The 19,591-nt window shown below is 67.5% G+C and carries 15 protein-coding genes, 1 tRNA gene and 1 pseudogene; 6 read left to right on the forward strand and 11 right to left on the reverse strand.

Annotated features, from left to right (window positions below; translation table 11 throughout):
- Positions 1-22: 22 nt before the first annotated feature.
- Positions 23-1,225, reverse strand: a complete 1,203-nt coding sequence (pcaF, locus tag IV088_RS08995) for a 3-oxoadipyl-CoA thiolase (RefSeq protein WP_291100717.1) — start codon at positions 1,223-1,225, stop codon at positions 23-25.
- Positions 1,226-1,320: 95 nt separating this feature from the next.
- Between pcaF and IV088_RS09000 the strand changes: the two genes are divergently transcribed.
- A complete protein-coding gene (locus IV088_RS09000) occupies positions 1,321-1,758 on the forward strand; it encodes a DUF1841 family protein (protein WP_291100720.1) in 438 nt (145 codons plus the stop codon).
- Between the two features lie 83 nt (positions 1,759-1,841).
- On the opposite strand, the gene IV088_RS09005 is transcribed toward IV088_RS09000, so the two are convergent.
- Positions 1,842-2,510: a c-type cytochrome gene (locus IV088_RS09005; RefSeq protein WP_291100723.1), complete on the reverse strand. Its 669-nt coding sequence runs from the start codon at positions 2,508-2,510 to the stop codon at positions 1,842-1,844.
- Between the two features lie 127 nt (positions 2,511-2,637).
- On the opposite strand from IV088_RS09005, the gene IV088_RS09010 reads away from it, so the two are divergent.
- The 5 genes from IV088_RS09010 to IV088_RS09030 all read left to right on the forward strand — a co-directional run bounded on the left by IV088_RS09010 (position 2,638) and on the right by IV088_RS09030 (position 10,936).
- Entirely contained in the window at positions 2,638-3,480 is an 843-nt protein-coding gene (locus IV088_RS09010) for a MoxR family ATPase (RefSeq protein WP_291100726.1), read from the forward strand.
- Between the two features lie 34 nt (positions 3,481-3,514).
- The gene (locus tag IV088_RS09015) at positions 3,515-4,702 is read left to right on the forward strand and encodes a VWA domain-containing protein (protein WP_291100729.1); all 1,188 of its coding nucleotides are present in this window, start codon (positions 3,515-3,517) and stop codon (positions 4,700-4,702) included.
- A 6-nt stretch (positions 4,703-4,708) separates the two neighbouring features.
- Positions 4,709-6,661, forward strand: a complete 1,953-nt coding sequence (locus tag IV088_RS09020) for an autotransporter assembly complex family protein (protein ID WP_291100731.1) — start codon at positions 4,709-4,711, stop codon at positions 6,659-6,661.
- Positions 6,662-6,666: 5 nt separating this feature from the next.
- Complete coding sequence (locus IV088_RS09025) at positions 6,667-10,827, forward strand: translocation/assembly module TamB domain-containing protein (RefSeq protein WP_291100733.1); 4,161 nt, start codon at positions 6,667-6,669, stop codon at positions 10,825-10,827.
- Between the two features lie 34 nt (positions 10,828-10,861).
- A tRNA-Arg gene (locus tag IV088_RS09030) sits at positions 10,862-10,936 on the forward strand.
- Positions 10,937-12,448: 1,512 nt separating this feature from the next.
- On the opposite strand, the gene IV088_RS09035 is transcribed toward IV088_RS09030, so the two are convergent.
- The 9 genes and pseudogenes from IV088_RS09035 to IV088_RS09075 form a co-directional block, all read right to left on the reverse strand.
- Entirely contained in the window at positions 12,449-15,382 is a 2,934-nt protein-coding gene (locus tag IV088_RS09035) for a DUF927 domain-containing protein (RefSeq protein ID WP_291100736.1), read from the reverse strand.
- Positions 15,379-15,687, reverse strand: a complete 309-nt coding sequence (locus IV088_RS09040; RefSeq protein WP_291100739.1) for a hypothetical protein — start codon at positions 15,685-15,687, stop codon at positions 15,379-15,381. Before IV088_RS09040 ends, IV088_RS09035 begins: the two co-directional genes overlap by 4 nt.
- Complete coding sequence (locus IV088_RS09045; RefSeq protein ID WP_291100742.1) at positions 15,684-16,040, reverse strand: single-stranded DNA-binding protein; 357 nt, start codon at positions 16,038-16,040, stop codon at positions 15,684-15,686. The genes IV088_RS09040 and IV088_RS09045 overlap by 4 nt, the downstream gene beginning before the upstream one ends.
- Entirely contained in the window at positions 16,033-16,290 is a 258-nt protein-coding gene (locus IV088_RS09050; protein WP_291100745.1) for an AlpA family transcriptional regulator, read from the reverse strand. Before IV088_RS09050 ends, IV088_RS09045 begins: the two co-directional genes overlap by 8 nt.
- An 810-nt stretch (positions 16,291-17,100) precedes the next feature.
- Positions 17,101-17,469: pseudogene (locus IV088_RS09055) on the reverse strand (JAB domain-containing protein); the annotation flags it as partial.
- A gap of 297 nt (positions 17,470-17,766) precedes the next feature.
- Entirely contained in the window at positions 17,767-18,141 is a 375-nt protein-coding gene (locus IV088_RS09060) for a hypothetical protein (RefSeq protein WP_291100747.1), read from the reverse strand.
- 52 nt (positions 18,142-18,193) lie between these two features.
- A complete protein-coding gene (locus IV088_RS09065) occupies positions 18,194-18,511 on the reverse strand; it encodes a hypothetical protein (protein ID WP_291100750.1) in 318 nt (105 codons plus the stop codon).
- Positions 18,512-18,569: 58 nt separating this feature from the next.
- Complete coding sequence (locus IV088_RS09070) at positions 18,570-18,875, reverse strand: HigA family addiction module antitoxin (RefSeq protein ID WP_291100753.1); 306 nt, start codon at positions 18,873-18,875, stop codon at positions 18,570-18,572.
- 25 nt (positions 18,876-18,900) lie between these two features.
- Positions 18,901-19,179, reverse strand: a complete 279-nt coding sequence (locus IV088_RS09075) for a type II toxin-antitoxin system RelE/ParE family toxin (RefSeq protein ID WP_291100755.1) — start codon at positions 19,177-19,179, stop codon at positions 18,901-18,903.
- Between the last annotated feature and the right edge of the window lie 412 nt (positions 19,180-19,591).

Raw genomic sequence — 19,591 nt, forward strand, 5'->3', positions numbered from 1 at the left:
ACCCTGCCACGTTGGTCACCGTTCACACGCGCTCGATGATCAGCGCAATGCCCTGCCCCACGCCGATGCACATGGTGCACAGCGCGTAACGCCCGCCGGTGGCGTGCAGGCGGTTGACCGCCGTGGTGGCCAGGCGCGCGCCGCTGGCGCCCAGCGGATGACCCAGCGCGATGGCGCCGCCCCAGGCGTTCACGCGCTCATCGTCGTCTTGCAGACCGAGCTGGCGCAGCACGGCCAGCCCTTGTGCGGCAAAGGCTTCATTGAGTTCGATCACATCCAGCTGGTCGAGTTTGAGTCCGGTGAGGGCAAGCACCTTCTGCGTTGCCGGTGCCGGGCCGATGCCCATGATGCGCGGCGCCACCCCGGCCGTGGCCATGCCGACGATGCGGGCCTTGGGGGTGAGTCCGTTCTTGGCGGCGGTGGCTTCGTCGGCCAGCAGCAGCGCGCAGGCACCGTCGTTCACGCCGCTGGCGTTGCCCGCGGTCACCGTGCCGTCGGGCCGCACCACGCCTTTGAGTTTGGCCAGCGTTTCCAGGCTGGTTTCGCGCGGGTGTTCGTCGGTGTCCACCACCAGCGAATCGCCCTTCTTTTGCGGGATGCTCACGGGGCAGATCTCGCGCGCCAGGTGGCCGGCCTTGATGGCCGCCACGGCTTTCATCTGGCTGGCCAAGGCCATGCGGTCCTGCGCTTCGCGTTCGATCTTGAAGTCGGTCGCCACGTTTTCGGCCGTCTCGGGCATCGAGTCCACGCCGTACTGGGCCTTCATCAGCTTGTTGACGAAGCGCCAGCCGATGGTGGTGTCGTACACGGCGTTGTTGCGCGAAAAGGCACTTTCGGCCTTGGGCATGACGAAGGGCGCACGGCTCATGCTTTCCACGCCGCCGGCGATCATCAGGCCGGCTTCACCCGCCTTGATGGCACGCGCCGCGCTGCCCACGGCATCGAGACCGGACCCGCACAGGCGGTTGATGGTGCCACCGGGCACCTCCAGCGGCAGGCCGGCGAGCAGGCTGCTCATGCGCGCGACGTTGCGGTTGTCTTCACCGGCCTGGTTGGCGCAGCCGTAGAGCACGTCGGTGATGGCGGCCCAGTCGACGTTCGGGTTGCGCGCCATCAGGGCGCGAAGGGGAATGGCGCCGAGGTCGTCGGTGCGCACGCTCGAGAGCGCGCCGCCGTAGCGGCCGAAGGGCGTGCGGATCGCGTCGCAGATGTAGGCTTGGGTCATGGCTTGTCTCCGATAGGGTGGTGGGTCGCGTCGGGCGTTGAAGTGACAGGTCATCCACCGCCGAAACCGAAAAACACATGCAGGATAATGCATCCATGTTCAATCCGTCCCAAGCCGATGTGCGGCGCTTTTTCTGTTCGGTCCACGCCAAGCGCCTGGGCGGACAACCCATGGAGGCCATCGAGACGCTGGCCGGTCAGTGGATCGCCGAGCACCCCGAGTACCACGCCGAGCTGTCCGATGTGGACACTGCGCTGGCCCGCCTGGGGGAGCCGGGCAGCGGCACCAACGAGAACCCGTTCCTGCACCTGTCGATGCACCTGTCCATCAGCGAGCAGTGCAGCATCGACCAGCCCCCCGGCATCCGCCAGGCGGTGGAGTTGCTGGCGGCGCGCCGGGGCGATCTGCACGCCGCGCACCACGAGGTGATGGAATGCCTAGGCACCATGCTCTGGGAAAGCCAGCGGGCCGGCCGCCCGCCCGACGGCCAGGCCTACATCGACCAGGTGCGGCGCCGGGCGACACAGGATTGACCTCCCGGCATGGCTTCAGCTTCAAGATCCCCACAACAAAAAAGCCGCTCTGAGAGCGGCTTTTTCATGGGCGTTGGCGCGGATCAGCGGAAGCGCGATTGCGGCACGGTCTGCAGGTCGCCATCCAGCGAGCCGAGGTACTTGGCGATCTCGCGCATTTCGGCCGGCTTGAACTGCTTGGCGATGCCGGCCATGATGCCGTTGGAGCGGCCAACCACGTTGTTGCCTTCCACCGAATAGGCCTTGAGCGCCACGTACAGGTAGTCGGCGTGCTGGCCGGCGATCTTGGGGTAGGTCGGGTCGATGGGTTTGGCGAAGTTGGCGCCGTGGCAGGAAGCGCAGGCACCCTTCTCAATCAGTGCGGCGGCTGCGGCGCTGGCGGTCTTGGGCGCATCGCCCGGTGCCTTGCCCGCTTGAGCCGAGTAGAAGGCGGCCAGATCGGCCATGTCCTGCTCGGACAGCGAGGCAGCGATGCCACGCATGGACGGGTGCTTGCGGTCGCCCTTTTTGTAGGCGGTCAGCGCGGACACGATGTACTTGTCGGACTGGCCCGAGATTTTCGGCACCTTGTGGATCTCGGGGAAGCTGTTCTGGTACCCCGCGATGCCGTGGCAACCGATGCACATCTCGGCCTTCTTCTTGCCCGCATCAGCGGAGCCGGTCACGCCCTGAGCCTGAGCGGCCGTGGCGGCCACCAAAAGGGTCGCAGCGGCGACAACGGTACGGGTGATCAGGGGCAACAGTTGGTTCATTTTGCAAGCACAATGAGATGGACGATTGATAAAAATCAACAGACGATTATATAGACTCGATCATCGCCGACCGCTTATTGAATACCCTGATCCGCTGGCCCGCCGCAGCGTCAACCGCGTCACCCCCATGAAATTCCAAGGCTCTGAAAACTACGTCGCCACACAGGACCTGATGCTGGCCGTCAACGCTGCCATCACGCTCAAGCGCCCGCTGCTGGTCAAGGGCGAGCCGGGCACCGGCAAGACCATGCTGGCCGAAGAGGTGGCGCAGGCGCTGAACGTGCCACTGCTGCAGTGGCACATCAAGAGCACCACCAAGGCGCAGCAGGGCCTGTACGAATACGACGCGGTGAGCCGCCTGCGCGATTCGCAGCTCGGCGACGAAAAGGTCAAGGACATCCACAACTACATCGTCAAGGGCGTGCTGTGGCAGGCCTTCACGGCCGACGAGCCGGTGGCGCTGCTGATCGACGAAATCGACAAGGCCGACATCGAGTTCCCCAACGACCTGCTGCGCGAACTCGACCGCATGGAGTTCTATTGCTACGAGACGCGCGAGCTGGTGCGCGCCAAGCACCGCCCGCTGGTGTTCATCACCTCCAACAACGAAAAAGAGCTGCCCGACGCCTTCCTGCGCCGCTGCTTCTTCCACTACATCAAGTTTCCCGAAGCGGAGACCATGCAGAAGATCGTGGACGTGCACTTCCCCAGTCTCAAGCAGGACCTGCTGAAGGTGGCGATGAAGACCTTCTACGATGTGCGCAACCTGCCCGGCCTGAAGAAGAAACCCAGCACCAGCGAACTGATCGACTGGCTCAAGCTGTTGATGGCCGAAGACATTCCGCTCGAAGCGCTGCAAAGCGCCGACAGCAAGGTCGCCGTGCCACCGCTGGTGGGCGCGCTGCTCAAGAACGAACAGGACACCACGCTGTTCGAGAAGCTGGTGTTCATGAACCAGCGGAACCGCTGAACGGCTCCCGCGACCTCGATACGGAGGATTCGCCATGCTGATCGACTTCTTCTACACCCTGCGCGCGGCCAAGCTGCCGGTCTCGGTCAAGGAATACCTCACACTGCTTGAAGCCTTGAAGCAGGACGTGGTGGGCCCGACCAACCCCGACGCCTGCACCATGGACGACTTCTACTTCCTCAGCCGCACGGCGCTGGTGAAGGACGAGAAGCACTACGACAAGTTCGACCGCGCCTTCGCCGCCTACTTCAAGGGCGTGGAGATGATCGCGGACTTCACCAAGCCCATTCCCGCCGACTGGCTGCGCCAGGAGATGGAGCGCATCCTGTCTGACGAGCAGAAGGCCAACGCGCCAAAAATGGACTGGGACGAGCTGATGGAGACGCTCAAGAAGCGGCTCGAAGAGCAGAAGGAGCGCCACGAGGGCGGCAGCAAGTGGATCGGCACCGGCGGCACCTCGCCGTTCGGCAACAGCGGGCAGAACCCGCAGGGCGTGCGCATCGGCGGCAAGGGCGGCAACAAGAGCGGCGTGAAGGTGTGGGAGCAACGCGCCTACCGCGACTACGACGACACGCAGGAACTCGGCACGCGCAACATCAAGGTGGCGCTGCGCCGCCTGCGCAAGTTCGCGCGCGAGGGCAACGAGTTCGAGCTGGACCTGCCCGACACCATCCGCGCCACCGCGGCCAACGCCGGCTACCTGGACATCAAGATGATCCCGGAGCGGCACAACAACGTGAAGGTGCTGCTGCTGATGGACGTGGGCGGCACCATGGACGAACACATCCAGCGGGTCGAAGAGCTGTTCAGCGCGGTCAAGAGCGAGTTCAAGCACCTGGAGTTCTATTACTTCCACAACTGCGTCTACGACTTCATGTGGAAGAACAACAAGCGCCGCTACGCCGAGAAGTTCCCGACGCTGGACATCATCCGCAAGTACAACAAGGACTACAAACTGATCTTCGTGGGCGACGCGACCATGAGCCCCTACGAGATCCTGCAGCCCGGCGGCAGCGTGGAATACAACAACGAAGAGGCCGGCGCCGAGTGGTTACAACGACTCACACACGCGTTTCCCAAATTTGCCTGGATCAACCCGGAACCTCAGGGCGTGTGGCAGTATCGACAGAGCATCAGCATCATCCAGCAGCTCATGGGCCAGCGCATGCACCCGCTGACCTTGAGGGGCCTGGAAGAGACGATGAGAATGCTCTCGAAATAGACCCGAATGAACCTTCGCTTGCGGGGCCGTGTGGTGAGCACACGGCTCTTTTGCTTTCTGGCGCTCTGGCCGGTCGCGGTGGTGGCGCAGAGCCCCGAACCCGCAGTCCTCAGCGCCCCGGCACCTTCGCCAGGCGCGTTGCCTGAGGCCGAGGGTGACGCACCCGCGAGCGAGCGCTTCGGCATCCGCGTCGACACCCCGTCGCCGGCGCTGCAGGCCTTCCTGCTGCGCCACATGGAACTGCAGCGGTTTCGCACGCTGTCCGATCTCGATACGGGCGAACTCGACCGCCTGCTGGTCGCGGCGCCCGAAAACCTGCGCGACCTGCTGGGCACCCAAGGCTATTTTTCCCCCGAGATCTCGGTGACCCGCGAGCCGTCGGCGGGCGGCGGCCTGGGCGATGTGCTCGTGCGCGTGACACCGGGCCCGACCACCCAGGTGGCCGCCGCCACCGCCTACCTCAGCGGCGACATCGCCAGCGCCGACGCGGCCGCCGGTCAGCGTGAAGCCCTGCGCCAACGCAGCCAGCAGGCGGTGGGCCAGGGCTTCACGCAGGCCGGCTGGAGCCGCTTGAAGTCGGACCTGCTGCGCGAACTCACCGCCGAACGCTACCCGCGAGGGCGCATCGTCAACAGCCTGAGCGACATCGACAACCGCGCGAACCAGGCGTTCTGGCACATCGAACTCGACTCCGGTGCGCCGGTGAAGGTGGGCGAGGTGCGGCTGAACGGCGCCGAGCGCTACGACCCGGTCACGGTGCAGCGGCTGGTGCGGCTGGCCGGTCTGGGGCCGGGCACGGACTACAGCCTCACGCGACTGCAGGACGCTCAGCAGCGCATCGTCGACACCGGCTACTACAGCTCGGTGTTTGCCTACGTGGACCTGGACACGACCGCCAACGACCCGGGCTCACCCGCGCCGGTGGTGGTGCAGGTGAAAGAAGCGCCGCTGCAGAGCATCGTGCTCGGCGTGGGCGGCAGCACCAACAACGGCCCGCGCCTGTCCGCCGAACACAAGCACCTGCGCCTGCCCGGCCTGGGCTGGCAGGCCCTGAGCAAGCTGCAGCTCGAACGCAACGACCAGTTGCTGTCCTCGGACTGGACCGCACCGATCGAAGACAAGGGATGGCAGTGGCTCGCGGGCGGCCGGCTGGCGCGCCAGATCGACGACGAGACCACCGTCTCCAGCCTGCGGCTGAGCCTGGGCAAATCGCAGCCCACGGCGCGGCTGGACCGGCGCTATTTCGTGCAGTACGACCGCGCGCGCACCGTCAACACCGTCTCGGCGCAGGCCTCGTCCGACGGCAACGAGGCCGCGGTGTCGGCCAACTACGGCTGGACCTGGCGCCGCTTCGACACCCTGCCCTACCCCAACGAGGGCTACGGTCTCGGGCTCACCCTCGGCGTGGGCACGACGCTGGACGGCGCGCGCAAGCCCTTCTTCACCAGCCAGGCCCGCTGGCTGGCCTACTGGCCGCTGGGCAGCGTGCCCGCCACGGGCGCGGACAACCGCCCTTCCGACACCACCGCCGCGCGCAGCCAGCTCGGGCGCCTGGCGCTGCGGCTGCAGGGCGGCGCGGTGCTGGCCCAGCAGAACGCACCAATTCCCGACACGCAGCTGTTCCTGACCGGCGGCGACAACACCGTGCGCGGCTACGGCCTGCGCGACATCGGCGTGATGCAGACGGACGGCAGCGTGACCGCCGGCCGTTACCTCGCGGTGGCGAGCTTCGAGTGGCAGCGCCCCATCTGGCGCCAGGGCGTGCGCACCGACTGGGAAAGCGTGCTGTTCGTGGACGCCGGCACCGTCACCAACCGCACCACGCCCTCCACGGCGCGGGTCGGCGTGGGCGCGGGCGTGCGCTACAACAGCCCGGTGGGGCCGCTGCAACTGGACCTCGCCTACGGCGTCACGCCGAAACGCCTGCGCCTGCACCTGAACGTGGGCTTCAGCTTCTGACACCGATGAGCGCCACCGACGACACGCCGCCCCCACCGCCCACCCCTTCGCCGCGCGCGCGGCGGCGCATCGGCCGGTTCGTGGTCCGTTCGCTGGCCGTTCTGCTGGTGGTGGTGATCACCACGCTGGCCACCACCTGGTGGTGGGCCGGCACGCCGGGCTCGGCGGCGCAGGCGGTGGGCTGGGCCGTGCGCTGGATGGAGCGGCGCGCCGACACGGTGGGCACGCTGCGCACCCTGGGCGTCGAAGGCAGCGTGCGCAGCGGCGTGACGGTGGCGGCGCTGGACTGGCGCCGGGGCGCGCTGGCCGTGCACGCGGAAGGCGTGGTGCTGCAGTGGGACGACGCGCTGTGGCTCGGCCTCCTGCGCGGGCGGGGTGTGCACCCCAGCTCGGCGCACCTGCGGCTGCTGCGGATCACCGACACCCGCGAACCCACGCCCACCGAGCCGCTGGAGCGGCTCGTGCTGCCGCTGCCGGTGAGCCTGGCCTTTTCGGTGGACCGTTTCGAGCACATCGGCACCGACGCCTCGCCGTTCACGCTCAGCGACATCCGTGGCCACTACCACTACGGGCTTCTCGACCCCTCCAGCGACGCGCCAACGCTGCCCGCCACCACCGGCCTCGCCTTCGCGCACCGGCTGCGGCTGGACACCCTGCAACTCGCCGACGGCCGCTACCAGGGCGCCCTGACCCTGGGTGCCGAGGCGCCCATGCCGCTGGCACTGGACCTGCAGGGCACGCTGCCCACCCGGGTGCCCGACGGCGAGGCCATGAGCCTCACGGCCCAGGCGCAGGTGCGTGGCAACCTGGGCGGCGCGGCGGCGGCGCTGGACATCACGGCCCAGGTGCAAGGCAGCGCCACCCCCACGGGCAAGACCGAACCCGGCGCCCATCCCTCGCTCGCGCTCACCGCGCGCGTGATGCCCTGGGCGACCCAGCCGCTGGTCAGTGCCGACGCCAACGCCCAGGCGCTGAACCTCGCGGCGCTGTGGCCCACCGCGCCGATGACCGCGCTCAGCGGCCGCCTACAGGCGCAGCCCGACGGCGCCGCGTGGCGCGCGAGCGTGACGCTGGCCAACGCCCTGCCCGGCCCGGCCGACAAGGCGCGGCTCCCGCTGCAGAGCCTGAGCGCCGAGGTTCAACAGCGCGGCGTGCGCTGGACCGTGTCGGACCTGCAGGCCGAGCTGGGTGGCGGAACGTTGAAGGCCCAGGGCGCGTTCGACCTCGACACCGCCGGCGGCGCCCGCCTGCCCAGCGCCTGGCAAGGCGAAGCCACGGCCAGCGGCGTTCGCCCGGCCCTGCTCTGGAGCACCCTGCCACCGGCGGCCCTGGACGCCCAGGCCAGCGCGCGCGCCGCGCCCACCGCCAGCGCGCCGCAGGCCGTGGAGCTGAGTGCGCGGGTCACGCCCTCGGCGCGCCAGCCGGCCGGCGTGTCGCTGGCCGCGCTTCGGCAAAGCGAGGTGCGGGTCAAAGGGCTGTGGCAACCGGCACCGGCCGTGGCGGGCACCGCTGCGCCACCGGCCTGGCACGGTCTGCTGCAACTGGCGGAAGCGCACATCGCCATCGCGGGCGCGCAGCTCGACGCCCAGGGACAACTGGACACGGCGCGGCTGCGCCACGACGGCCAGGGCAGCCTGGCGCTGCCCGGTCTGGGCCTGGCGTGGAAAGGCCTCGCTTCGCACGCGCAGGGCCAGGGCGAAGCGACGTTGCAACTCGCGAGCGCGGCGCGCGCGCTGGCCTGGGTGCGCAGCCTGCAGACCCTGCCCTGGGTGGGCGAGCGGGTGCGCGCGGCGCTCGCGGCGCAGGGCGTGCACAGCGCCGAGGGTGACGCGAACGCTTCATTGAAATGGAACGGCGGGCTGGGCGCGCTCGGCTGGCCGGCCGCGCCGGGCGCGGACCCGGACGCCGTGGCGCCGCTGCGCCTGGAGGCGGCGTTGAACGTGCCCCGGCTGGCGCTGGAGAGCGACGCCACCGGCCCGCTCGCGCTCGCGGGCATCGCGCTGCAGGCGCAAGGGCCCTTGCAGGCGCTGCAACTCAGCGCGCAGGGCAGCGCCACCGTGGCGCCGTGGCGCGCTTCGATCGACACGGCCGGGCAGTTGCGCGCCAACGCGGTGCTGCGCGAAGGCGGGCACATCGACCTGAGCCGCCTCGCGCTGCGCCTGAACCCGGTGCCCAACCCTGCCGACCCGAAAGCCCCCGCGCCGGGCTGGGCGCTGGAGAGCCCGCAGCCGCTGCGCCTAGGCTGGACGGGCGTGCCGGGTCAGAGCGTGTCGCTCGACGCCGGCACCGGCAGCTTGCTCCTGCGTCCGCTGAACGCGGGCGCCCCCACCCCCGACACGCCGCTGACCCTGGCCTGGCAGCATTTGCGCTGGCAAGGCGCCTCGCTGGAGACGCAGGGCCGGCTGCAGGGCCTGTCGCTGCCCTGGGTCGACATGCTCGCCGCCCTCGCGCAACCCGATGCGCGTGGCCCGCTGCAGGCGGCGGGACTGAGCGGCGACCTGCTGTTCGATGCCGATTGGGACGTGCGTCTGCCCGCCGACGCCGGCACGCCGCCCGCGCTCACCGCCAGCCTGCAGCGGCGCAGTGGCAGCCTGCGCTGGCGCCAGGGGGGAGGGGCGGCCGGTCCGGCCGACGCCACGGCCGCCAACGGCAACGGGGCGCTCGACGCTGGCGTGCGCGACGCGCGCGTGAGCCTGGCCCTTCAAGACCGCCGCTGGCGCGCACAGCTGCGCTGGGACACCGAGCGCCTGGGCCAGGCCAGCGCCGAGCTGAACGCCACCGTCGCCCCGGGCAACGCTGCGTCCGAGGCCGGCCTGCTGGAGCGCTGGTGGCCGGCCGACACCCCGATCCAGGGCACCGCGCAGGTGCGGCTGCCGCAGGTGGGCGTGTGGTCGGTGCTGGCGCCACCCGGCTGGCGCATGCAAGGCACGCTCAACGCCGACGCGACGGTCGCGGGCACCCGTGGCGCGCCCACCTGGAGCGGCACGCTGGCGGCCGACGAGCTGGCCCTGCGCTCGGTGGCCGACGGCATTGCACTCACCAACGGCCAGTTGCGCGCCACGCTCGCGGGCGACCGCATCCGCGTCGACCGCTTCAGCCTGCAAGGCCCTGGCGGCGCCGAGAGCGGCGGCACGCTCGACGCCAGCGGCGAGGCCACCTGGCGGCCCACGGCCAACGGCCTGGCGCGCGAACCCGTCATCACCCTGCAGGCCAAGGCCCAGCGCCTGCGCGTCTCCAACCGGCCCGACCGCCGCCTCACGCTCTCGGGCGAGATCAACGCCCAGCTCGAAGGCGCGTTGCTGCGGCTGCGCGGGCAGCTCACGGCCGACAGCGCGATGTTCGTCCTGCCCGACGAACTGGCGCCGACCTTGGGGAACGATGTGATCGTGCGCAGCACCCGGACCCTGCCCACCGAGGCGGGCTCGGCGCAGCGCGTGCAGACCGACGTTTCGATCCAGCTCGACCTCGGTCCGCGTTTCGAGGTGCGCGGCCAGGGCCTGCAGACGCGGCTCGAAGGCCAGCTCACGGTGCAGGCCACACCGGCGCTGCCCACGCCGCGCGTGCTGGGCGAGGTGCGCACCGCCAGCGGCACCTACCGCGCCTACGACCAGCAGCTCAACATCGAGTCGGGCGCGCTGCGTTTCACCGGCCCCTACGACGACCCGGCGCTGGACATCCGCGCGGTGCGCAAGCTGCCCGCCAACGTGGAACAGCGCGTGGGCGTGCAGATCAGCGGCAACGCGCAGGCGCCCCGCGTGAGCCTGTTCGCCGACCCGGACATGCCCGAGGCCGACAAGCTGGCCTGGCTGGTGCTGGGGCGCCCGGCCTCGACGGCCGGGGCGCAGGCCTTCGTGCTGCAGCAGGCCGCGCGCCGCCTGCTCTCGCAAGGCGGAGAACCGCTCGACGGCGCGCTGGCGCGCACCCTGGGCCTGGACGAAATCGGCTTCGCGGCCCCCAGCACCGGCAGCGACGGCACCACCACCCAGGCCGCGCTCACCGTCGGCAAACGCCTCTCCAGCGACCTCTACCTGAGCTACGAACAGAGCCTGGCCGGGGCGATGAGCACCGTGTCCATCCTGTACGACCTCTCGCGCCGCCTGACCCTGCGCGCCCGCGCCGGCACCGAAAACGCCATCGACCTGATCTTCACCCAGCGCTTCGACTGAAGCGGGCGCGGACCCCACTTACAATCCACCGCCCGCCGCCATAGTTCAATGGATAGAACGAGTGCCTCCTAAGCGCTAGATACAGGTTCGATTCCTGTTGGTGGTACCAAATTCAAAGCCGGAAAGGTCCAAAGCCTTCCGGCTTTTTTCTTTTTCACTCTGTGGCGCCGCATTTGTGGTGCGATAAGGTCCGGGAAAGTCTAGCAACATCCGGGGGCACAAGGGGGCACATCTGGGGGCACCAAGCCCGGAAGTGGGGGCACATGGCCAAAAGCCCTGCCCTCCTTGTGTTTTCACCGCTCCCCTGCCCGTGTCGCAGCGCTGCGCAGAAGGTGCAGGGGGCACAAGCTCCCGGCTGTCACACCCACCACTGCAGCCGCACCAGCCACGGGGCCAGGGGCGGCTCATGGGGCTGGCGATCAGTCGCACCAGGTCAAGGGCTTGCCGCGCTGGGGCTTCTGTGCAGCGGCCATGGCTGCAGTCTTCGCCGATCAGGTCCACCAGGTCGGGGGCTTGCCCGTGGGGCTGGCGCTGCCGGCGCCGGGGCTGGCGATCTGACCCGAGCAGCAGGCCCACCAGGTCGAAGGGCTGGGGGCACCGGCTCAGGGTCGGTGGTGCTGGCGCCGACCCGAGCTGCAGGCGCTGCTGATCAGGTGCACCAGGTCACCGACTTGCCGTGGTTGGGCGGGAGCAGGCCAGGGGGCACATGGTCGTGATCTGTGGGCATCAGCCCGGGCCGGTGGCACTGTCCGGCGCCCAAGCTGTATGTCAGGCGCAACAGATCAAGAGGCCGGACCTTCACTTAACCCCCTTAGGGCCACCCGTGAAACAGTCCGCCATCGCGGCGCGAATTACCCGCATCAGAGAAAGCCAGGGAGGACCCGTTGACCCCCCCTTGATCACCATGCTTACTTACCCCCTGCGCCGGCACATGACTGGCAAAAATTTGAGGCGCGAACTACCCTCATTCGGCATGACCAGGGAGGACCCGTGAACTTCCTGTCGCATCACAGGCCTGCCGACACGGATGCGGATGCACCTTAACCTGCCAGCACCGGGAGGGCCCAGCGTCCACCATTCACCATTCACCGTTCACCCTTTTTGATCCGCACTCACTGACCTGACATTGGGGCGCGAATTACCCTCGGGAAGGATGGCCAGGGAGGACCCGGCAAAGTGGGTTGGCTCTCCAGTGCCACAACCAGGGGAAGCCCAGCAACCCGCCCTCCAGCGCCGCGCCGAACCCACCCGCGACCGGAAGCGCCAGCGTGCGCCTTGAGTGGGTTCCTTCAGGGTGTCGCCCTGATTTGGTGGGAACACTGGGAACAAACTCGAAAAACGCATGCAACCCATTGTCATCATTGAGATTTTCTGTTCCCAATGCCACTGGGAACAAACGCAAATCGACTGGGAACACTGGGAACAACTCATTCCGGCAACGTGCGCGGGCTTCCGGTGTTGCCGCTTGCGCCCCTCGGTCTGGTGTCTGGTACCCCCAAACCAAGGGCACATCGGCGCGAAAGAAACTCCCGCACCACCGCCCATCGGCGGCCCGCCCGGCGCTCACGCCGTGGCCACCTGAGCCACCCGGCCCGCGTTGCACGGGCTCGGGCTGGTGGGCTCAAAGGTCAAGTTCAAAGATGCGGGCCGGGATGCGGTAGCACCAGGTGGGCCCCATGCTGGGCAACCGTTCCTTGACGGTGAAGCGTTGGGCATCCTTGCGCACCAGGCATTCATGATCCAACAGCACACGGGCCACCGCTTGTGGGTCGAAGCCTTGACACAGTTCGCCCTTGAACACTTCGGGCAAAACGAAATACTCCACGGTCACGCCCTCCCCCATAGCCGATGGCATTCGGTCGCCGTAGTCCGTGGCGTGGTCGTGGTTGCTCTTGATCGGTTCACCCCTGTCATTCAACAGGCGCCGGAAGCCTGCCCGGTGCAACGTCTTGGTGTTGTGGTCGTCGGCTGCCCGGTGCCACCACGTAAAGCGGCCTTCACCGTGCGCCTCAAGGAATCGCCGCACCTGTCGCAGCATGGCCACCACTTCACCGTTACCGATGCCCCCACGGGCCGCCAGCCAGGCATTGAAGCATTCACGGGCGGCCCGCTCGCTTTCACCCGCTGCCCAGCCCGTCAGACCCGCCGCTGTGGCCAGCTCGCCAGCCGCGCCCACCAGGGCAAAGCGTGCGCCCACCCGGTCAACCTGACCGCCTGCAGCTTCGGGCACGATCTGGAGCGCCAGGGCCGCCGATGCCGTGCGGATGCGGCCCTTGATGGTGTCCGCGTTCTCGGTCAACCACTGCAGCCAGGCGCGGCCCGTGGCCCCGTACACGCTGCCCGCCTGCCCCACCAGGTAGCGCGAAAAGTTCGACCCGCCTTCGTGGTCGTGAAGGTTCTCAAAAGCGCCCATGCCCTTGCCCGCATCGGCCGGAATGTCTGCCATGCGCACTTCCTGCCCGGTGCGGGCTCGCTTCATGCCTTCGGCCATGTGATCAGCGAGCCCCAGCTCGCCAGCACTCAGGAACAGCAAGCGCCAGGACAGGCGTGCGCGTGGCGTGCCCGTTCGGGTCGCTCGGGCCTTGCTCTGTTCGTTCGCCAGCATGTACGCGCATTCGCCCGCCGTCTTGGGGTCCACCTGTGCCAGTTCGTCCAGGATCAGCAGGCCGTCGCAGTGCTGCGCCGCGATGGCTTCCAAGGCGTTGTCAGTGGTGCGCCAACGCTGCAGGTAGGACGGGCCACCGTACACGCTGGCCGCCACCTTGAGGGCCGTTGTCTTGCCGCTTGAGCTGTCGCCCCGGAAGTGAAAACCCCCGCTCTCCACACCAGCAGGGCGCAGCAGCGGCCCGGCAAAGGCGCAGGCCAGGGCAAACACCAGGCGCGAATTGCCCGCACACGGGGCCGCGATGCGCTGCGCCCATTCCTCGGTCGTGCCCTTCACGCGGAACGTGTTTTCTTGTGCGTTCTCGGTCTGAAAAACGATGCGCTCGGCATCGTCGCCGATGGTCTCGTGCGGCAACACAAAGGCCCGCCCGTGCCAGCCAATGCGATCGGTGCACGTGGCGTATTCGGCGGGCTGTCGGGTCTGTATGTACTGCGTCAGCAGGTTGCGGGCTCGGGGGCTCGGGGCGATGCGCAGGCCCATGCCCAGCAGCGCGGCCCGGTATTCGCCGCCATCGCCGGCCAGCATCCGGGCGGGCATGGCCCATTGCTTGGGCTTGCCCACCGGGTCGGCAAAGGTCAGCAGGTAGCCCCACCCCTGCCCGTCTTGATCGCGGGTCAGGGCTTCCACGTCCATGCGGCTGCACACCCATTCGGGGGCCGTGGGCTTGCCGTCGCGGTCAACCCCTTGGAAGTGCACGCCAGCATCGGCCACCGTGAATCGGTCCCACTCGGGGGCGGGTTCGCCGTGGGCGTGCTCGGGCTTCGCAGGCGGGCCGCCAGCGCCGCCGCTGGGGGCTTGCCCTGCCCTGCCCCTTGCCTTGCCCGCTGGCGTGCCTTGCGCGGGCTGTGCGGCTGTGTGCGCATCGATCACAGCGGCCACGATGCCGCGCACTGCCTCAAGGCCTGCGGTCCCGCCGTGGTGCAGGTGCAAGTCATTGAAGTCTGAACCCCCATCGGGCAAGCCGTTGGGGAACAGCGCCAGGCCATGCACCGCACGGGCCGCCGCTGCAGCTTTCACGCGGCCCGGGTTCGTGCCGGTCTGGGCTTCGGTGGCGCGGTCGTCGTCGCCACACACCACCAGCAGCGCAGCCGGGTACAGCGTGCGCAGGGCGCGGGCCACATGCTGCAGGTTGCCCGCATCAAAGGCCACGGCCACCGGGTACCCCGTTGCTTCATGCAGCGTGGCCGCCGTGGCGTAGCCCTCGGCAATCAGCACCACGGGCGGGGCGGCATTGGTGGCCAGGTCGCCCACTAGGTGCCACAGCCCGGACTTGCGGCCACCCTTGAGGAACAGCTTTTCCGGGGCGCCGTCTTGGGGCTTCACGGGCGCGATGCGTTGCACGTTCCACAGCGTGCCCGCACCGTCGCGCAAGGGCACCAGCAGCACGCCACCGGCTGCGAAGCGCACGCCGTGGGGCTGCACACCCTTGCGCACCAGGTAAGGGCTATTGCCTGCGTCACTGGCGGCCTGCCACTGCGCCGCCGTTTGCTCGGCTGCAGCCGCGTGCGCGGCATCAATGCGGGCCTGTTCGGCTTGCTGGCGCTGTGCCCGCTCACGCTCACGCCGCGCCAGTTCTTCGGCGCTGGGGGGCACGGGGGCTTGCGTGCCCTTGGGCAGCGTGAAGCCGTGTTCTTTGGCCAGGTGCAACAGCGTCGCAACACCCACACCGCCGCCCGCCTTGACGCTGCGCCATGTTGACCGCGTGGCCTTGGGTTCGTATCGGTCGGGATCGCTGGCGCTCCATTGGTCGAACAGGTCAAAGCCAGTGCCGTCCGGGTACTCACTTTTGATGGCCATCGCCACCCGCGCCCATTCGTCGCGCTGCAGGTTAGCCGGTATGTGCGCCAGGGCCGCGCGGATCAGCTCGGGCGTGATGTTGGTTTGCGTCATGTGGGGGTAAAGAGATCGGGCTGAGTGCGCGGGCGGTGCAACAGGGCATAGGTGCGCACCTGTCGCGTTCGGCTTCCGTTCGCACATGGCACGGTGCGCCAGCCGTAGGCCAGGCCGTAGCCCATGCCCACCAGCTCGGGGCGCGGCATGTCTGACAGCACCTTGGAAATACACCCGGTGTCACAAACCGCGTCAATTTCCTTTTGCGTGCTGTGGGGGTGCTTTTCCAGGTGGTCGGCTACGCGCACCGCTTGGGCGGGGCGGTCGTCGGGCTGGGTCTTGGGTCGTGACTCGGGCGCGGTCACAGCGGCCCCCGTTCGTCGTCGCCGCCAGTGGGCTCGCTGGCCTTGCGCTTCCTGCCCAGGTGGTAGGCCGTCAACACGCCATGCACCAGCACATCAAGGCCGTGACGCAGGGTGCCGTCATTGCCTTGCCAGGTGGTCATGGTCGCTTCACCCGTTACCGCGATGCTGTCGCCGTCGCTCAGGCGTTGCACGGCATCGATGGCGGTCTGTGAAAACGCGATGCAGGAACACAGCAGGCTTTCGCCCTTGCGGTCGCTGGCAGACACGCGGAAGGAAGCGAAGGGGGTCCCGTTGGTAGCGGTGCGGAATGACGGGGCACCGCGGAGGCGGCCCGATATCAGGGCGTCAATCATGGTGGCCCCCGGTGTGCTGGCGCTGGGCTTGCCAGGTGGCAATGTCGGATTCACGCCAGGCCACCGCACGGGTGGACAGACGAACGCAATAGGGGAAGGTGGGCGGGCTGGCCTTCATGCCCGCATAGATGCTTGATTTTTTGAGGCCGGTCAGGCTCTCAACATCGGGAAGGCGCAGCAGCTTTTCAGGCTTCCGCTGTTGTTCGCTGGGGTTGGTTTGCACTTGTTGCGCTCCATGTTGGTTGAACATGGGCGCGATGGTCTCTGCCGACCTCCAAAGACAAAAGGCAAGAAATTAATTTCTTGCCGGTGCAACCACTAACTTTTAGATCCAAACTGCCAGCTCTTACCACTGGGCACGTGAAGCCGCTCAATCCTCCCGAGTCGAAACAGCCCTACAGATTGCGCGATTGCGCAGGCAACGAAGGTTCGTCCTTGTCGATCCCCCATAAGCGTTGGCACCTCACCCAACCGGTCCTCAATGGCAACGCCGTGACCATGTATGACAGACCTGAAGCCAGGTCCCCAGATCATCACCTTGGGCCGTCCGTGAAGGGCGAACTCCATCGCAGAGATGAAACACGCGTCAAGACAGAAGTCACCAGGCAGGCTGCTCACATCCCGCCAAATACACCTATCTGGATCAAGCACCACCATTGATGTTGATTCGGAAGCGGAACCCAGGCCATCGGTCAGGGAAAAACTTGCGTCCTTCAGCCATGTCTCACCACAGCGACGTATCGCGGCCCGAATGTGGGCGCTATCGGTGATGCCGGGTTTTTGGCCTTGCTGTGTGTTTTCTCGCCAGTGTTCAATGATCCACTGGTCAGCGTCTGAAACAGACTCGTGCAAACAGTTCACCCGCCACCATCGCGCCAGGAACACAGCCGCATCGCGGCCCCTCATCTTGGGCCGCCCAACCTTGCCATCTGGCTTTCGCAATGCACACCCCCTTCACGGTGCGGCCTTCATGGGATGCCAGCGCCAGGCCGGTGAAGGATTCCGGCTTTTCACCCTCGGGGATCAGCCTCGGGCTAGGCGTGGCGAAAACTTCGCAGGGCTACACCAGCCCCATTTCGGCCATGGATGCGCAGCCTTTTCCGGTCACGATGAAATGATCCAACACCCGCACGTCCACCAGCGCCAGCGCGGCCTTGAGGGTGGCTGTAAGGGTTTCATCGGCCCGGCTTGCCTGTAGCGCTCCGCTCGGGTGGTTGTGCGCCAGGACCACGGCTGCCGCGTTGTGCGCAATAGCTGCGCGGGCGATCTCCCGGGGGTACACGCTCGTTTGTGCCAGGGTGCCATTGAATGGCGTTTCAAAGGCAATGGCCCGGTTTTGGCTGTCAAGGTACAGCACCGCGAACACCTCGGTTTTCTCCGCGCCCAAGTGCAGTCGCAGGAACTCCCGGACCGTGTCGGGGCTGTCGAACGATGCGCCGGGCTCACCCAGGTAGCGCCCAAGGATGGCAAGGGCCGCATCGATCACGCTGCGCTCATGCTCAGGCATCCCATGGCGAAACGATGAAGGCCCGGCGCCGGCCCGGTAGCAGGGCACCAGCTCGCGTGCCTTCACTCGGTTGCGGGGTGTGGCCCGCGTTGCTGCAAAATTCACATCAGCCATTGTCGAAGCTCCGTTCTTCGGTGGTGGTCAGGCGGGGCCGGTGGTAGTGACACCGAGCCCCGCCGCCTTTTGTGCCCAGCAAACACCGCCGCTGGGCTTGGCGTGTCAGGCTTCCTCTGCCGCCCAGGCGTTGAACTTCTCGTGATTGCAGCCGGCCACCATGACGCGGGCCGCTGCGCATTCGGCCAGTTCTGCAACCCCGCGCATCCGCTCTGCAAAGTCCTGCAGCATCGAAACCGTGGGTGCCAAGGCTTGGGCTTTCTCGGGATCGTTCGCCAAGTCCTTGAAAAATGCCCCGTCCTTCGTGGCCAAGAGCGCGGCCAGTCGCCACGGGCGGCCGGTTGCCTCTTGATCCATCACCATGCCGGCAACTCTGTCAAGTTGATCCGGCGCCAGCGCCGGCTCGCAGGCCATCACCTTCTCATACAGCGCATCAAGTTCACCGTCTGCCGTCTGTTGCTCATCGCTTGTCTGGTTCATTGGTCATCCCCTGTTGCTGCCCAGCTCACACCGCCGCTGGGCATGGCGGAATTCATCGGCTCCGAATGGGCGTCTTGCGCGATGCCTTGCGGATCAATGCCAGCAATGCCGGATCGCTGCGGGCGGCACGCGCCTTCAGGTAAAGCCCGTGCTCCGGGTTGGGTTCGATGGCGCCGTGTTCTACAAGCCTCACCAATTCAGCGGCCAGCGCTTGGAAACGCGATTGCACCGCATCGCTGTAGCGGTACGGGACCTCTACCTTGCCGCAGTGATTGAAAGCTCGCGCCACTGCCGCCATAGCGTAGTGCGCAACTTCTCGGGCTTCCGCCCGGCTCGCCTCTTCAAAGCCCGCTTGTGTCGGTCCGCTCATGTTCTTGCTCCCCTTGTGTGCCCAGCTCACGCCGCCGCTGGGCGTGGCGGGAATCGGTTTATGCGGGCACCAGAGCCGGGCGAATGCGCAGCGGCGCGGCCTTGAGCAACTGACGGGCTTGCCATTCGTCATAGGCGGCCTGTTGCGCGAGCCACAGGCGGGCGGCGCCGCCACGGTCTACCCCTAGCCAGGCCTCAAGGCGCAATGCCAGCGCGGGGGATATGGCCGCATGGGCGTTCAGCACGCGAGACAGGGCCACGCGGGACACGCCCAACTGTTCGGCGGCTTGGGTGACGTTCAAGCCCAGCGCGGGCAACACGTCGTCACGCAGGGTCAGGCCAGGGTGCGGGGGGTTCTTCATCATGGCGGGTGCTCCGGTGGTGTGTCGGTCAGTGGTAATCGAGGTAATCCAGCAGCACCGCGTCGGTGCCTTCAAAGGTGAATGTCATCCGCCAATTGCCGTTCACCGACACGGCCCAATGGTTTGCAAGGTTGCCGTGCAAGGGGTGCAGCCCCCAGCCGGGCAGGTTCATATCGGTGGGGCTTTGGGCATCATTCAGACGTGCCAGTAGCCGGGCCAGTTTGGGGGCGTGGACGGCCTGAATTCCGGCCTTGGTGCCCCGCTCGAAATAGGCCTGCAGGCCCTTGTGTCGGAATGACTTGATCACGGCTTGATTGTATCGCGTTGCGTTACGGGTTGCAATTGAAGGGCCGGGCTTTTCGTGGCACGGGCCACCGTTGAACGCGAGCGCCGCCCCGGTGGGGATGGGCACCAGGGGAAGCCCATCGCGCCGCTTTCCGGCAAGGTGCGCGAGCCTCCACGTAGCAGGGCACCAGGGCGCAAGACCAGCGGGGCCGGGAAGGCATGGCCAGCAGACAGCCCCAGAAGGGCAAGACATGGGGCGGCTTCTCTGTGTGAATGAATGAACTTTTTCATCATCTAAAAGTGTTCCCGCTCTGTTCCCGCTCTGTTCCCTGTTTGTTCCCGCTCTGTTCCCGGTGCCACTCGGGCCGCCATGCCCCAGCCCCGCTGGGTTCCGCTGGTTTGTTCCCGGTGTTCCCGGTGTTCCCGGTGTTTTG

The sequence above is a fragment of the Hydrogenophaga sp. genome (assembly GCF_018780075.1).
Lineage (GTDB): Bacteria > Pseudomonadota > Gammaproteobacteria > Burkholderiales > Burkholderiaceae_C > Hydrogenophaga.